Origin of the sequence: Aerosakkonema funiforme FACHB-1375, from assembly GCF_014696265.1 — a bacterium.
GTDB lineage: Bacteria > Cyanobacteriota > Cyanobacteriia > Cyanobacteriales > Aerosakkonemataceae > Aerosakkonema > Aerosakkonema funiforme_A.
In genome coordinates, this window is record NZ_JACJPW010000040.1 from 22,625 (window position 1) to 36,368 (window position 13,744).

Below are 13,744 nucleotides of genomic sequence, written 5' to 3' on the forward strand. Positions count from 1 at the left end.
TTTAGATATCGGCTTTTATTCCCTATTTACTATATTTTTTCGATAAATCCCCCACCCGCGTCAAAGCTGATTGCCAATTAGCAAAATAATCGGGAAATTGCGCTTGTACTTGACGCGCAATATCGCCCAACTCCTTACCGCTACTCATCAATTCCAGAATTAGGCGATCGATTTCTCCCTCCTCATTTAGAGTCGCGACATAATTAGCAGATCCTTTACGCAATTCTGCTGGCGGTAGCGGCATAGCAAAAAATGTAGATTGCTGAAATTTAGTCTTGATATTTCCTGAATTATTTAGCACACAAGTATGCCAACGCCAAATATAATTATCGCCAACTAAATTAGCTTGTAAACTAACAGAAACTCGCTCGCCAAGTTCTAAAAAAACTGGTTTTGTCCACGGAAAGAAAGCAATACCGTAGATAAGTTCCGGCATTCCTGGTGCATTAGAAAAGCCTATCCCTTCTGCCAGAGTAGCATCAAACCAAACACTTAACCCGTGAGCCCTTCCACTTCTTGCCACATCCCAATTTATTTGGGCGCTAACATCGGAACTTTCTATTGTAGAATAATCCAAAGTCGCCCAAGATTGTGGAGTAGTTAAAAGTTGTGCGGGTGCTACCCGACCTTTACTCCAAATATTAGTTACAATTTGCCTTGCCGCCTTCATATCAAGTCCATAAGCGTTATCATCCCAAGCAGATACAATGCGACTGTATAAATGTGGTACTTCCACTACTGCTGCCCACAAAGTATCGCATTGAGGAATGAGTATGCCATCCGGAGAAAGCAAACGTTTTCTAGCATCAACAATCGCGGGAATATGCTGCTGAAAAAGTGGCAATATGCCGCGTATATCTGATATAATTACATCAGCTAATTGCGGTAAATTCACCTCAGTTGATAGCTTTTGGATAAACTCAATCCGGTCAGCATATCCATTGGCTGCCGCAATTTCTCGCGCCACTTGGATAGCATCGCTCGGCTCGATCGCATAAACCTTTTTAGCTCCAAATTGACAGGCAAGCAAGGCAAAAATTCCCGTACCAGTACCGATATCCAGTACCGTTGAGTCAGGTTTTACAGATTGGCGCAGTGCTTTGACGTAGGCATCCATTCGCCCTTTGTCAGCAATCATGCTACCAAATCCGGAAATGCTATACATTGGTAACCGATAATGGGGTATTAGTTATTAGCCAATCTCTCGAAATCCTCTAAAATCAGATCGCAGAGCTTTGAGAGATAGACTGGATCTGCGTGAGGCGTAACTCGCCGCAAAGGAACGTTAGTTACAACTCGACTCAACAAGTCAAATTCTTGACCGCGCATTGATTTATCTATTAAATTGCTTGCGTATGTGTTTGCCACTAAGGTAATTAAACCAGTATGGGCAGGCACTGTTTCAATAAAGGGTGCAGCCGAAGAAGTAATGCGATCGCCTAACATATAAATAGCACCTAACGGTAGCGATTGATGCCGAAATTCATAACCTGCTTGAGTTAAATCCAGATAACGTTTATCCCAGTTCGGTGTCAAGCACGGCAAGGCATCCGGCATACCGTATAAAATCTCTACCGATTTAGGCCACAGGCGCACTCGCGGATAAGCCGATTGTACTAGATAACTATTATGCCGCGCCAAAAGCGGTAACACATCATCTGATAAAATCGGAAACCCAGCTTTAGCAAAAGCAGCTACTGTTGTGGATTTACCCGCACCTGCTGGGCCAACAATAGCAATACATTTGTCGCCAACTTGGACACTGCTGGCGTGCAGACAAACCACACCCCGCAAACGCAACAAAAATCCTAATATCGGCCCTAGCAGGTAGGTAGCGGTATCTTCCAAGCTTAAATTATCCGGCCAAGTTGCCCAAATTTCCGTGCCCGATCGGTCAACGATGAATTCGGTGCGATCGCAGTATAAAAGCCGGAAATAGCGATCGTCAATTTTCCACACCCTCAATATCGGCTGACCGCATTCGTCTTGGTAAGGACTGACATAAGAAACTCTATGCAGTACTTCTGGAATATCTTCCCACCAAGGCGGCACACAAGACAACCAAACCCGAACATCTACTTCAGAGGTAATTTGCAAAGGCACTAACCCCGGAATCGGCCCATTGGAATGCAGTTGTAGGCCATAGACAGAATAAAAAAGCACGGGTTTCTTCTGGCACTGATAGGTTGGGGTCTTTTACATCACGTATTTGTCTTGTGGCTGGAGTCAGGAGTAGTAAAATTATCAAAGTTCTTAGTCGGGCCGGTGGAATTTTTTGTAATTTCTCTGATATCACCATAGACAAACAAGTTGGGACTTTTATAAGGTTGCTTTGTCAATTTCTCATGATTAGAACGCATAGTTTTCCTCCTTTGCTGATTTGTAATTAAATGTCTGCAAATGTTGTAACCAGTAGTTGAGATTCAACACACGCAGATCTATCCATACTTCATTAATATCCTGCTTTATTCCAGAAACCAACGGCAGAGCATTTCGCTTCACATATTTGGTCAGCACTGGTGCAAGCTCAAACCGATCCATCCACTGCGAACCAGCTTGCTTTAAAAGTAAGCTAATAGGATCGCCAGCTAGTGGCGATTTGGGGCGCAGACGCACCGACTCTGGTAGAATTCCCCGCATTGCCACCCGCATCAGTTCTTTATGCAAGCACCAAGGTACTGGTGGAATTGCCAATAAGTAATTTACCAGACGCAGATCGAAAAAGGGATATCGTACCTCTACCGGCAGACCCGTTACTCCCGGATCGTACCTTTCAAACAAGAATGACCAGCTCAAACTGGTAAGCTGTTGATATGCCTCTGGACGGACAGGATGAATCAGCGGTTTTTCGCGGTAAAACTGTTCCCATCTCCCAGTCAAATCCCATTTAGCGGAAAAATCAGTGTTTATCCAGCTGGGATAGGCAGGAACCGGGGGACGAATTCCCAACCATCGCTTCACCCTCGATCGCACTCCCGGTTGGGGTAGGCGTTTATGAGAGACAACATACTCAATCGTATCTACGAGCGGACGACCTAATTGCCAGTTTTTCACCAGGTAGGCAAAATAAAAGTAAGCTCCCCAAGAATAAAAAACTGGATCGCCACCATTACCATCTAACAGAACTCGACTGTGGGCTGCAATTTGTTTTAATCGATCTGCCAAAATTGGTAATACAGAAACATTACTAGGTTCGGCATAGCCAGATCGAGGCTGTTCCGCTTTCCCAAACAAAGTATAGTCGTCTGCAACTAGGTAGTGAATGGGAATACCTAAAGCTTCTGCTACTAATCCCGAATAGTAACGTTCTTCATCTGGAATTAATTTATCATAGACAACAGTGAACGCTTTTAAATCAAAAGTATCTTGATTACACAATTGGCAGGCAGTGGCGGCTATGGTTGTAGAGTCCATCCCCCCACTCATCGAGACAGCAACTCGGTTAGTCCGCAGTCTGTCACTAACCGTCGTTCCCATCAACTCTCTAAAATGTTCGACGTATTCTTCCGGTCGTTTGTATCGAATATAACCATCTAGTGGTAGTGTCCAGTAACGTTTGATATTTAACCCAAGATTAGACCAAGTTAAATAATGTGCTGGCGGTAGACGTTGGATATCTGCAAAAGCAGTTGTATCTGACTCTTGGTTATCGCCAAACAGCAGAAAATCTGCAATCGCTAGATCGTTCAGCCGATCGCAGACATAGGGGTGAATTCTCAAACTATTTAGCGTATTGCCAAATATCAGACAATTCCCCACAGGAGCATAATAGAACGGTTTCACGCCAAAATGGTCTCTGGCACAAAATAAGCGTTGCCGTCTAGAATCCCAGATCGCAAAAGCAAAATCTCCCAGCAAGTGTTTCAGGCAATCTTCTCCCCAATGGCAATAAGCGTGTAGGATAAGTTCCGCATCCGTAGCTGTCTCAAGAGCGATATCGCCATTAAACTTTTGAATCAGTTCTGCTCTACTATCTACCCGCGCATCAGCTACAATCCAAACCTGACCGTTCAAGCAAAAAGGTTGTTGCTCTCTTGCAGACTCTGATGTTGTTCGCAGCAGCGTATGACCGAAGCCTACATGACCGTCAAACCAGATATTGCGATCGTCTGGCCCTCGATAGTTCATGAATTCAGTCATTTGCTGCAACAACTGCTTGTCGATTGGCTTACCGTCCAAATTAACTATCCCAACGATACCGCTCATGGTACTTTTGCTCCCATTGGCGAGATAGCACTGGCAAAAGGCGCAAATTGCTCATAAATGTCATTGCGATCGTTTAGCACAACACCAAGATACTCTACCCAAGCGTGAGCCTCCAACTTTTCCTCCCGTTTGCGTACACCTATACGCAGGTCAGTTTCTATACCTTCACGTCGGAGTAACCACCAGATAACTAAAGACTTTTGCAAGCAGTTGGCGCGATAGAAACCGTGCTGGCTAGCTATACCGACTATCCGAGCGATCGTATGAGCCTTAGTTAGGCATTTGCTCTCATTTCGCTCTTCGCTTTTCTCCACCATCGGCGATAAATACCTGTTACCCCTATTAAGCTTAGCGATTGCACAATATATACGTCGGAAGCCAAAAAACTTTACAGACAAAGCCGTCAGGGGCAGCAGCACTATCGTCCAAACCAGTAGCGTTAGCTCTGCCTTAGATAGTTTCCGTAACTTCTGCCAACTACTGATTGCTGACATTCACCAATCCATGCGCTAGTAGCTGCTCGATCAAGCGATACAAGTCGGTACGTAGCTGTTCCGGAGCTACATCGTATTCTAATAGTAAAGCTTCGTAAGCTTGCTGTATCAAATCATATCTACTCAGAGCTATCCACATACGAGTGCCAGTTTCATCCAAACCAAAATAACGTTCGCTTTTAAGATTGAGAATAACCGATTCGCCGTCTAGTTCTCGAAACAAGATATCATCTGCGATCGAAATCCGCATATTCAAGGAAATCGTCAAAACTCGCCTTACCTCTCCTATATACTCGTATTTCTAAGGCTATCTTACCTATAAGACCAAAAAAAACCAACATTCACAAAAAAAAGGCCGAGCGATACAGCCCCACCTTGATATACCCCTATGGGGGTCGAGAAAGCCGGTTTTTTCATTCGCTTGACGAAGCTTCTAGCCTCGATGCCCGACGCCTTCTGAATTTCTCTTCGGCTTTCGCTTTTGCTGACGGCGTTTGGTAGTAAGGAGAGCGCGATCGACCGGAAATCCCACAACAGGCGGTATCACTTGCTCCTCTCGTTCTGCTTCCAGTTTCTTCAACTCTGTATAGTCTACCCAGTGTATGCAATCGACCGGACAAGTATCGATCGCTTCTTGGATCAGCTCTTCTGAGTCGCCATCTTGCCGAACGACGCGAGAGCGACCGTAGTCTGGTTCTATGTAGAAAGTATTGCGGGCTACATGAGCGCAATGCTTGCAGCCAATGCAAGTAATTTCATCTACATAAACACCTTTCTGACGCAGTACACCACCCAGTTCCGGCTCAAAGCCCGATCGCTCTGGCTCATCTCGAAAGACACCACCCAGCTCCGGTTCAAAACCTGACCTTGTGGAATCTGTCGTCTTGACTGTGGAATTTTTGTCTCCCACTGCTAGACAAAAATCGGTGGCATCATCTCCTCGTGGGCCAGAAAAGTCGGACATCAGCCCCTCCAACGTTGCACTACCAGCCGGATCGAACCATCTTCATTTTGTTGTTGTTCGGCAACCTGAAAACCTTGCTTAGCAGTTTCGTTCAATACAGTTTGGAAAGCATAACGCTGAGTCACTTTGCTCAGGAATCTATCTACAGACGATGCTTGCTGCCAAAACTGCAAGTCAGCCACCAATTCGTACTCGTTGCCATTCCAGCTAAAACCGATGTCGTAACCGTTATCTTGCTCGATCGCAATTTCCGCATTTATTGTTTGACCCCGATAACCGCGCACTGGGCAAGGGCCTTCTTTCCAGTCAATCCCTAAATCTGTCAAAGCAGCTTGTAAGGAAGCAAGATTGCGGATTTGAGTTTTGATTTGGCTAAAGTGTGACATATGCTCCGGTAAATAAATCAAACTAGACTGAAAAAAAATTACCACTCGCTAAAAGTGGCTTGGGCTGTCGCTGTCGCAGGCTGTTCCAGCACTGCTGCGAAATATTCAGATGTTTGCTCCTGGCTGAGTACTTGCCCGAGCTGAGCTTCGATCGCAGCCGTCACCTCAGCACACGAGTAGCCCACAATGCCAGTAACTTTTTCTTTTACCCGACCGTCGGGATAAATTACAAACTCTAGTGTCTCCATGCTCTTAACTGAACCCTAAAGACTACTTGAAATCAGCGAGCGATCTGGGGTAGCAGGCTCCCGCCTTCGCACAAAGGCTATTCGGCAAAAGCTTCTGTTTATTTCACTTTACCCATACAGGTTAAAGCGAATCAAAACTTAACACAACTTATTAATTAAGCGATTAAGTCCTCAATTATTTGTCAGTTTCGCTTAACTCGCCACAGCAGTCAAGATATCCAATGACATATAACCCAGGATAATGAGAAGTTGTCAGAATATAAGGTGTCTTATGAGTGCAGAGCAGATCGCAAGTCCCATTCGCGTCGGGGTACTCGGTTTTGGAGGATTGGGGCAAGCTGCCGCCAGGGTGCTGGCTGGCAAAAAACAGATGCTTTGGGTAGCCGTAGCAGATCGAGAAGGCTATGCCTATGTTGAAGAAGGGTTAAATCCAGACGCCTGCATAGGCTCTTACCAGTCACGGGGTTCTGTGGGATACTTGCAGCCAAGTGGCATTCTCAGCGATCGCAGCATCGCAGATTTAATCGCACAAGCATCTGTGGATGGATATTTCTTAGCCTTGCCAAACTTACCAAACACTTTTATTGCTTCCGTAGTGCATCAGTTTATCGAATCCGGTTGGCAGGGAGTTTTGGTAGATGCGATCAAACGCACTTCGGCGGTCGAGCAGCTACTGGAATTAAAAGATACCCTGCGACAAGCAGGAATTACTTATATGACTGGATGCGGAGCAACTCCCGGACTGCTGACAGTAGCAGCTGCCCTGGCTGCACAAAGCTATGCGGAAATTCACAGCGTCAAAATTACTTTTGGTGTCGGAATTGCTAACTGGGAAGCTTACCGTTCTACTATCCGCGAAGATATTGCCCATTTGCCCGGTTATAACGTTGAGAAAGCCAGAGCCATGACAGATGCGGAAGTAGAAGCGCTTCTGGATCGGACTGATGGTATACTGACCCTAGAAAATATGGAACACGCCGACGACGTGATGTTAGAACTGGCGGGAATTTGCTCGCGCGATCGCGTCACCGTAGGCGGCGTCGTCGATACCCGCCATGCGAAAAAACCCCTCAGTACTAACGTTCAGATAACGGGTCGCACTTTTGAGGGCAAAATCTCGACCCATACCTTCACTCTGGGAGATGAAACCAGTATGGCAGCAAATGTATGTGGCCCCGCGTTTGGTTATCTCAAGGCAGCCACAAGTTTGCATCGGCAGGGCACATACGGCTTGTTTACCGCCGCAGAAATCATGCCCCAGTTCGTCCGATAGGCGATAGGGCGTCGGGAAAGAAAAGGGAAAAGGCAAAAAATTCCTTGTTTTGACTTTTAACTTTTGACTTTCCCTATACGGCTGGACTTTCCGACGACAAGGCGGGTGGAGTTTCTTCCTCGTTAAAACTATCGAGATTCTGAACTACAAAAGGTAGATAAGCTCCGCTCAGCCCCCGTATAATCCGTTCTGGAGTTTGGGCAAAAACAACAAACAGAGGATGGATGTTTTCCGCCTCCTCACTGAGAACGTGTTTGTAGCGAGAGGGCATCACCCACTCATAACCTCGTTCCAGTAGCACCTGAGTCTGCCGCCAACGACTGAGTAGATCGGAAAAATCTTCTTGAGGGCGATGGATAAATACGAGAATTTCTACCCCTGTTTTAATTTTCCATTCGGGGTCGCACATTAAAACTGCCACATCGCAAGCTAGACAAATAGTCTCTTTTGTGGTATTGATAACACCTATTTGCTTTGTGGGCGATAAAGGCTGATTAATGCGTACTAACGGCAAAGGAATAGCGATTATGCTTTCATCCGGTCGTCGCAGGCTGGGGATCAGCTCCAAATAGGGACGATGTTGCTTCAGAAGCGCGATCGCTCCCATTTGGCTGCTGTACTCCGCCAGTAAAGCTTCGTAATGAGATGGTTTGACAGACATTGCCCGATCGGGACTCCAATAATTTACACCATCATTTCTGTATTTTACTCAGGCCGATCTAATCAGGCTTGCAAAAGTCTTTCTTTCTTAGCCGATCCCGTCCATAACTTTGAACATAGGTAGATACATGGAGAGCAAGATCATACCCACCATGCCAGCGATACCAACCATCATCAACGGTTCTAGCATACTGGTAAGACCTTTCACAGCTTGCTCTACTTCATCTTCGTAAAATTCCGCCAACTTCAGCAGCATTTTGTCCAGTTCTCCGGTTTCTTCCCCAATGCTCATCATTTGAATTGCCAACACCGGGAATACATTCGATCGTTGCAAAGCAATGCTGATCATGCCACCTTGTTCTACTTCTTTGCGAGCGTCCTCAATAGCAGTAGCAACAATCACGTTACCTGCTGTATCTCTCACAATTTCCATTGATGTCAGCATTGGTACGCCAGAACGAGTCAACATCCCAAATATGCGACAAAAACGAGCCACAGCGGTTGTTCTGATCAATTCTCCGACGATCGGCAGTTTCAACATTGCTTTATCTATTTGCCAACGACCGGCTGGAGTTTTGTAGTATTGCTTGTAAGCCCAGATTGCTCCCATCACAGCAGCAATACCGATAAATATGTTGAAATTTCTTTCTGGATCTGGTAAAGTCGGCCCCCGCAAAAATTTACTGATGGCCAGCATAAACATAGTCAGTGCGGGCAATTCCATGCCAAGATCCTCAAATATTTTCGCAAAGATTGGCAGCAGAAAAGTTGTCATCGCGATAAAAATTACGACTGCCAAACCACCCACCATTTTTGGATAAGCCGACGCTGACTTAATTTGGTTCTGAAGTCTAACGGAATCTTCGAGAATTTTCGCCACCCGGTTAAGTACTTCATCGAGAATACCACCAGTTTCTCCGGATTCCACCATAGCCACATACAAACCGTCAAAACAATCCGGATGTTTACGCAACGAATCTGCTAGACTGACACCCTCATTCACGTCAGCGCTAATTTGCGTTAAAGCTTTTTTAAGCTTTGCATTGGTACATTGATCGGTCAACACGGCAAGGCATCTCACCATCGGTACACCCGCGTTGAACATCGCAGAGAATTGGCGAGAAAACATCGCCAATTCCTTGACTGTGATCTTGGCAAGTAAACTCCCGAAGTCAGGCAATTGAAAGCTTTTAGATTCCTTCAGGTCTTGGACGACAAGACCTTTTCTCATCAATTTCTCTTTGGCTTCAGCCAGAGAATTTGCCTCAACTTTTTCGGGTTTTTTAGAATCCCTAACTGTAGCAACGTAGGTAGGCATAATTCATATCCAAGATTAAAATCTACTTTTTCACACCAAATTCCAGTTGCGGTCTGTCATTTTATTTATCCCTTGCGGTTAGTGGTTCGTGGTTTCTTCCCAGTCAAAGCTAACCACGAACCACATACTTTGATAACTAAAGTTTTAACCACACTTGATATTAGTTGTTGTAATTCAGCATTCAGGTTATGGAAAGAGTAAATGGCTGGGCAGAAGGTAAAATTAAATAGTTTAAAAATACTGCAACCGATTTGCAAGAAACTACCCTTTTTTCTCTTTCCTAGTTCCTAGTGTGCCGCTACTTTCTGGCCTGGAGATCCCACTGGCGCAGGTCCAATCAGGCGTTGCAATTCATCGGGTTTAGAAGTTTTGGACATAGCTGCATCGTAAGTAATCTTGCCTTCTTTGTATGCCCCAGCAAGTGCCATTTCCATTGTCACCATACCCAATTTACCGCCGGTTTGGATGGCCGAGTAAATTTGAGCAATTTTTCCTTCGCGGATCAAATTGGAAATCGCTGGCGTCCCGACGAGGATTTCTTGAACGCAGACTCGACCGCCGCCGATTTTGGGCACTAGGTTTTGAGAGCAAATACCGACGATCGCGTTAGACAGCTGCGATCGCACTTGGGGTTGTTGAATGGGAGGAAACACGTCCAGTATCCGGTCTATTGTCGCTGCTGCTGAGTTAGTGTGCAGCGTCCCAAGTACCATGTGACCGGTTTCAGCCGCCGAAATCGCTAGCCCAATAGTTTCCAAATCGCGCATTTCCCCTACTAGGATAACGTCCGGGTCTTGACGCAGGGCACCTTTAAGTGCGTTGGAAAAGCTCTTGGTGTCTTCTCCCTTTTGCCGTTGGTGAACCAAGCTCTTAATGTTCGGAAAAACGTATTCGATCGGGTCTTCTACTGTGAGAATATGTTCCGATCTCGTCCTGTTAATTAAATCGATCAGCGCCGCCATCGTAGTTGTTTTCCCAGAACCAGTTTGCCCTGTCACCAACAACATTCCGCGAGGTCTTTCCGTAAGTTCCCGCAGTACCATCGGCGTTCCCAGCTTATCGGCATCGGGTATTTTAGAAGACAAAGCTCGCAAGCAGGCAGCCCAGCAACCGCGTTCCCGGTAGACGTTGACACGAAAACGAGCTAACCCCTTGACCCCATAGGCGCAGTCCAGCTCCCAGTTTTGCTCCAAATCTTTGCGTTGGGAATTGTTTAACATACTGAATATCAGTTTCTGACAATCGTCTGAAGCCAAAACTTCACCGAATTGAGTTTGAGGGGTAAGTTTACCACTGATACGGAAGTATATCGGCGCTCCTGCTTGGATGTGCATATCCGAGCCGCCTTGCTCGATCAGAGACTCCATTACGTCTTCAATCATCATTTCCATCGGCATTGGGCTGTCTCCTTTAGGGTAATTATCAGCTGTTAGTTGTTAGTTGGGAGCCGTCATATTTTCTGAGAATTTCAGATTTAAAATTTCAAATTTTAGATTCAAATAAACTGGCAATCTGCAATTTGAAATTTTAAATTTGTCAAGGACTAATCAACAAAGCGAGGTGTCAGACAGTAAGGACACTCTAGCCATTCTGGTTGAGCTTCGGCATAACAAACGCGACAGGTAAGAGAACTCTTGCGTTTTGCTTTCAATTCTGCTTCTAGACCCGTGTCGGTGAAAGTGACCCGTTCCACTTCTTCAAACGTAGTAGCGCCATCGCGAACCAGCTGTAAGCTGTAAGCGAGTAATGTCACCATACCCTCTTCGACTGCGGCTTCTTTAATCCGTTCGGTGGGAGCGCCTTGGTTGATTAAGTTTTGCAACCGTTCTGTTACCTTCAGCACTTCATACACACCGCAACGACCTTTGTAGCCGACACCAGTACATTTCGGACACACAGTCCCAGCTTCGATCGCCGCCTTCCTTTGGTCTGACGGTAAGGTGTTTGCTTTGTAGAAAGTCACTTCCAGTTCGCGAGAAGCAGATAAACCAAACTTGGCGAGTTCTTCCGGTGTCGGTGTATAGGGAATGCGGCATTCGCTACAAACGCGCCGCATCAAGCGTTGAGCGCAGACACCCAGCAAAGCACCGGACACCATGAACGGTTCGACGCCCATTTCATCCAAGCGAGCGATCGCGCCAGCAGCGTCGTTAGTGTGCAGCGTCGTCAATACCAAGTGTCCCGTTAGCGCCGCTTCAATAGCTGTTTTTGCCGTTTCTTTATCTCGCGTCTCACCCACCAGAATCACATCTGGGTCTTGCCGCAAGAACGCCCGCAGGATGTTGGTGAAGTCTAAACCTTTTTCCCGGATTACCTGACACTGAGTAATCCCCCCTAAGGCGTATTCGATCGGGTCTTCAGCAGTACTGATGTTCACTCCCGGATCGTTGCGTTCTGCCAAAATAGAGTAAAGAGTGGTTGATTTACCCGAACCCGTTGGCCCTGTCACCAAGATCAACCCGAAGGGACGGCTGGCCATATCTCTGACCATTTGTAGCGTTTCCGGATTGGTGATTAACTTATCCAAACCCAGCTGGGTGGACGAGTTATCCAGAATCCGCAATACGATTTTCTCGCCGTAACGAGAAGGCAGACAGTTGACCCGGAAGTCTACCGTGCGTCCCTGGAACACCCGCCGAATCCGACCGTCTTGAGCTTGACGGCGTTCTGCCACATCCATGTTGGCAATAATTTTGAAGCGAGAAGTGATTGCTGGTATGACCTTCTTCGGTAGGGGTGGAAAAGGTTCTTGCAGCACCCCATCTTTACGCATCCGAATGCGGAGAAACTCTTCTTGAGGTTCCACATGGATGTCGGATACCCCATCAGTTAAAGCTTTGGCTAAGATTTTGTTGACTGTTTTGACAATAGGAGCTGACTCTGCTTCACCCAAAGCCGCATCCAAGTCCATGTCTGCGTCGATGGGAGCATCGTCGATATCGACACTCTCGAATTCTCCTTCATTTACAGATAATTCTTTTTCGCGGTCTTCAGCCGCACGCTTGGCTAACTTTTGAGCTTGTTCGTCCAAGTACTGCGTTATCAGCTGCTCGTAGTCTTCGCGGGTAATAACCATCCGCTGTAAACCCAGACCTTGAGGTCGCAGGATGCGGTTAAGATCGTCGAGCGCTTCTAGGTCGTCGGGATTGACCATTGCCACCAAAACGCTGGGTGGAGTCGTTTCGTTCTTCGAGAGGGGTACTAAGCGATAGCGACGGCAGATATCGATCGGTATTAAAGTATCGATCAATTCTCCCAGATTATTGGCTTGGATTTGAGTGATTTCCGGATCTAAGCATTCAACCCCGAAAAGGATTTTTAGTTCAAATAGCTGTTGTTTTTTGTATTGACGCAGTAACTCTGGCGGTAACTGTCGCCCCGTGATTGATTCTAGTACTTCCGTTAGCGGCCTGCCTGACTGGCGACTTTCAATCATCGCCTTCTTCATATCGTCAGGATTGATATAGCCAGACTGAATTAGCTTGTTGCCGAAAGGCGAGAAATTCAGCGCAATCAGGCTGGTGCTGCGTCGCGGCGATGATGAGGAGTTAGTCATATCCGATCCAGAAGCTCTCCTTATAAAGTATTCCCAAAATTTTTTGGCAAAATTGCATTACTGGGCAATATTTGCGGCTCAATGAGGGTCAGTAGACTTTTCTTGTACAAATTACAGCTTGGTAAGCATAGATTTTTTGGTACGGTTGTCATAGGAGGCCGATCTAGAAAAATTGACCGAACAAATGCACCCAAGCGTATGCCCGGAACTCGAACACTCAGGATTGGTCTTCCTTTGGATGGTTTATACAAGGTCGTCTATGGCCTCAACAGCATTTGAGGATGCCCGGTTTGGGCGGCAGGGTCTGCGAGAAGCTGTGGGCTCGACTGCCCAAAGACAGAAAAACTTTTCGTTTTTCGTCTGTATTTCAAGATGATAGCCTTTACAGAAATAGGCTGGGTAGTCTGTAACCCCCTAAGTACTTTCTTTAGTAGGATGAACGACCGCTCGAACCGATGTAACCTCTTCACAAGATTTGGTTTCAGGCAAAGAACGGATTAATTCTCGCAGCACATCACTTTGACAGCGTTGGGTTTGCTGGCAGTACTGCCGCAGTCTTTCCTTCTCGTCGGGGCTGGCTTGAAAGTTAATCCAAACACCGTTTTTTCGCGGCATCGCTTGGTAGTCACTAAGTTGCTA

At 46.3% G+C, this 13,744-nt stretch carries 15 protein-coding genes; 1 reads left to right on the forward strand and 14 read right to left on the reverse strand.

Going from position 1 to position 13,744, the window contains the following annotated elements; genetic code table 11:
* Positions 1 to 22 precede the first annotated feature (22 nt).
* From H6G03_RS16505 to H6G03_RS16545, 9 genes are all read right to left on the reverse strand, one after another.
* Complete coding sequence (locus H6G03_RS16505) at positions 23 to 1,165, reverse strand: 50S ribosomal protein L11 methyltransferase (RefSeq protein WP_190465576.1); 1,143 nt, start codon at positions 1,163 to 1,165, stop codon at positions 23 to 25.
* Between the two features lie 20 nt (positions 1,166 to 1,185).
* Positions 1,186 to 2,163, reverse strand: a complete 978-nt coding sequence (locus H6G03_RS16510; protein ID WP_190465578.1) for a phosphoenolpyruvate carboxykinase (ATP) — start codon at positions 2,161 to 2,163, stop codon at positions 1,186 to 1,188.
* Positions 2,164 to 2,201: 38 nt separating this feature from the next.
* Complete coding sequence (locus tag H6G03_RS16515) at positions 2,202 to 2,360, reverse strand: hypothetical protein (protein WP_190465579.1); 159 nt, start codon at positions 2,358 to 2,360, stop codon at positions 2,202 to 2,204.
* Positions 2,350 to 4,206: an asparagine synthetase B family protein gene (locus H6G03_RS16520; protein ID WP_190465582.1), complete on the reverse strand. Its 1,857-nt coding sequence runs from the start codon at positions 4,204 to 4,206 to the stop codon at positions 2,350 to 2,352. The genes H6G03_RS16515 and H6G03_RS16520 overlap by 11 nt, the downstream gene beginning before the upstream one ends.
* Positions 4,203 to 4,700: a lasso peptide biosynthesis B2 protein gene (locus H6G03_RS16525; RefSeq protein WP_190465583.1), complete on the reverse strand. Its 498-nt coding sequence runs from the start codon at positions 4,698 to 4,700 to the stop codon at positions 4,203 to 4,205. Before H6G03_RS16525 ends, H6G03_RS16520 begins: the two co-directional genes overlap by 4 nt.
* Complete coding sequence (locus H6G03_RS16530; RefSeq protein WP_242056836.1) at positions 4,684 to 4,968, reverse strand: PqqD family protein; 285 nt, start codon at positions 4,966 to 4,968, stop codon at positions 4,684 to 4,686. The genes H6G03_RS16525 and H6G03_RS16530 overlap by 17 nt, the downstream gene beginning before the upstream one ends.
* Positions 4,969 to 5,133: 165 nt before the next feature.
* On the reverse strand, positions 5,134 to 5,664 hold the full coding sequence (locus H6G03_RS16535) for a ferredoxin (RefSeq protein WP_190465585.1): 531 nt from the start codon (positions 5,662 to 5,664) through the stop codon (positions 5,134 to 5,136).
* A complete protein-coding gene (locus H6G03_RS16540; protein WP_190465586.1) occupies positions 5,664 to 6,050 on the reverse strand; it encodes a DUF1257 domain-containing protein in 387 nt (128 codons plus the stop codon). Before H6G03_RS16540 ends, H6G03_RS16535 begins: the two co-directional genes overlap by 1 nt.
* A 38-nt stretch (positions 6,051 to 6,088) precedes the next feature.
* Positions 6,089 to 6,298: a DUF2997 domain-containing protein gene (locus H6G03_RS16545; protein ID WP_190465588.1), complete on the reverse strand. Its 210-nt coding sequence runs from the start codon at positions 6,296 to 6,298 to the stop codon at positions 6,089 to 6,091.
* Between the two features lie 271 nt (positions 6,299 to 6,569).
* On the opposite strand from H6G03_RS16545, the gene bioU reads away from it, so the two are divergent.
* On the forward strand, positions 6,570 to 7,571 hold the full coding sequence (bioU, locus tag H6G03_RS16550) for a (S)-8-amino-7-oxononanoate synthase BioU (protein WP_190465590.1): 1,002 nt from the start codon (positions 6,570 to 6,572) through the stop codon (positions 7,569 to 7,571).
* A gap of 73 nt (positions 7,572 to 7,644) precedes the next feature.
* Here bioU and H6G03_RS16555 read toward each other — a convergent pair whose 3' ends face one another.
* The 5 genes from H6G03_RS16555 to H6G03_RS16575 all read right to left on the reverse strand — a co-directional run bounded on the left by H6G03_RS16555 (position 7,645) and on the right by H6G03_RS16575 (position 13,720).
* Positions 7,645 to 8,232: a hypothetical protein gene (locus H6G03_RS16555; RefSeq protein ID WP_190465592.1), complete on the reverse strand. Its 588-nt coding sequence runs from the start codon at positions 8,230 to 8,232 to the stop codon at positions 7,645 to 7,647.
* An 87-nt stretch (positions 8,233 to 8,319) separates the two neighbouring features.
* Positions 8,320 to 9,549: a type II secretion system F family protein gene (locus tag H6G03_RS16560; protein WP_190465594.1), complete on the reverse strand. Its 1,230-nt coding sequence runs from the start codon at positions 9,547 to 9,549 to the stop codon at positions 8,320 to 8,322.
* A 287-nt stretch (positions 9,550 to 9,836) separates the two neighbouring features.
* Entirely contained in the window at positions 9,837 to 10,940 is a 1,104-nt protein-coding gene (locus tag H6G03_RS16565) for a type IV pilus twitching motility protein PilT (protein WP_190465645.1), read from the reverse strand.
* Between the two features lie 152 nt (positions 10,941 to 11,092).
* Positions 11,093 to 13,105, reverse strand: a complete 2,013-nt coding sequence (locus H6G03_RS16570; RefSeq protein ID WP_190465596.1) for a GspE/PulE family protein — start codon at positions 13,103 to 13,105, stop codon at positions 11,093 to 11,095.
* Between the two features lie 414 nt (positions 13,106 to 13,519).
* Positions 13,520 to 13,720: a hypothetical protein gene (locus H6G03_RS16575; protein WP_190465598.1), complete on the reverse strand. Its 201-nt coding sequence runs from the start codon at positions 13,718 to 13,720 to the stop codon at positions 13,520 to 13,522.
* Positions 13,721 to 13,744 lie beyond the last annotated feature (24 nt).

What these genes read in the sequence shown, in the direction of transcription:
- H6G03_RS16505 (WP_190465576.1), bottom strand. Translation starts at nt 1,165, where the DNA reads ATGTATAGCATTTCCGGATTTGGTAGCATGATTGCTGACAAAGGGCGA.
- H6G03_RS16515 (WP_190465579.1), bottom strand. Translation starts at nt 2,360, where the DNA reads ATGCGTTCTAATCATGAGAAATTGACAAAGCAACCTTATAAAAGTCCC.
- H6G03_RS16520 (WP_190465582.1), bottom strand. Translation starts at nt 4,206, where the DNA reads ATGAGCGGTATCGTTGGGATAGTTAATTTGGACGGTAAGCCAATCGAC.
- H6G03_RS16525 (WP_190465583.1), bottom strand. Translation starts at nt 4,700, where the DNA reads ATGTCAGCAATCAGTAGTTGGCAGAAGTTACGGAAACTATCTAAGGCA.
- H6G03_RS16535 (WP_190465585.1), bottom strand. Translation starts at nt 5,664, where the DNA reads ATGTCCGACTTTTCTGGCCCACGAGGAGATGATGCCACCGATTTTTGT.
- H6G03_RS16540 (WP_190465586.1), bottom strand. Translation starts at nt 6,050, where the DNA reads ATGTCACACTTTAGCCAAATCAAAACTCAAATCCGCAATCTTGCTTCC.
- H6G03_RS16545 (WP_190465588.1), bottom strand. Translation starts at nt 6,298, where the DNA reads ATGGAGACACTAGAGTTTGTAATTTATCCCGACGGTCGGGTAAAAGAA.
- bioU (WP_190465590.1), top strand. Translation starts at nt 6,570, where the DNA reads ATGAGTGCAGAGCAGATCGCAAGTCCCATTCGCGTCGGGGTACTCGGT.
- H6G03_RS16555 (WP_190465592.1), bottom strand. Translation starts at nt 8,232, where the DNA reads ATGTCTGTCAAACCATCTCATTACGAAGCTTTACTGGCGGAGTACAGC.
- H6G03_RS16560 (WP_190465594.1), bottom strand. Translation starts at nt 9,549, where the DNA reads ATGCCTACCTACGTTGCTACAGTTAGGGATTCTAAAAAACCCGAAAAA.
- H6G03_RS16565 (WP_190465645.1), bottom strand. Translation starts at nt 10,940, where the DNA reads ATGGAAATGATGATTGAAGACGTAATGGAGTCTCTGATCGAGCAAGGC.
- H6G03_RS16570 (WP_190465596.1), bottom strand. Translation starts at nt 13,105, where the DNA reads ATGACTAACTCCTCATCATCGCCGCGACGCAGCACCAGCCTGATTGCG.
- H6G03_RS16575 (WP_190465598.1), bottom strand. Translation starts at nt 13,720, where the DNA reads ATGCCGCGAAAAAACGGTGTTTGGATTAACTTTCAAGCCAGCCCCGAC.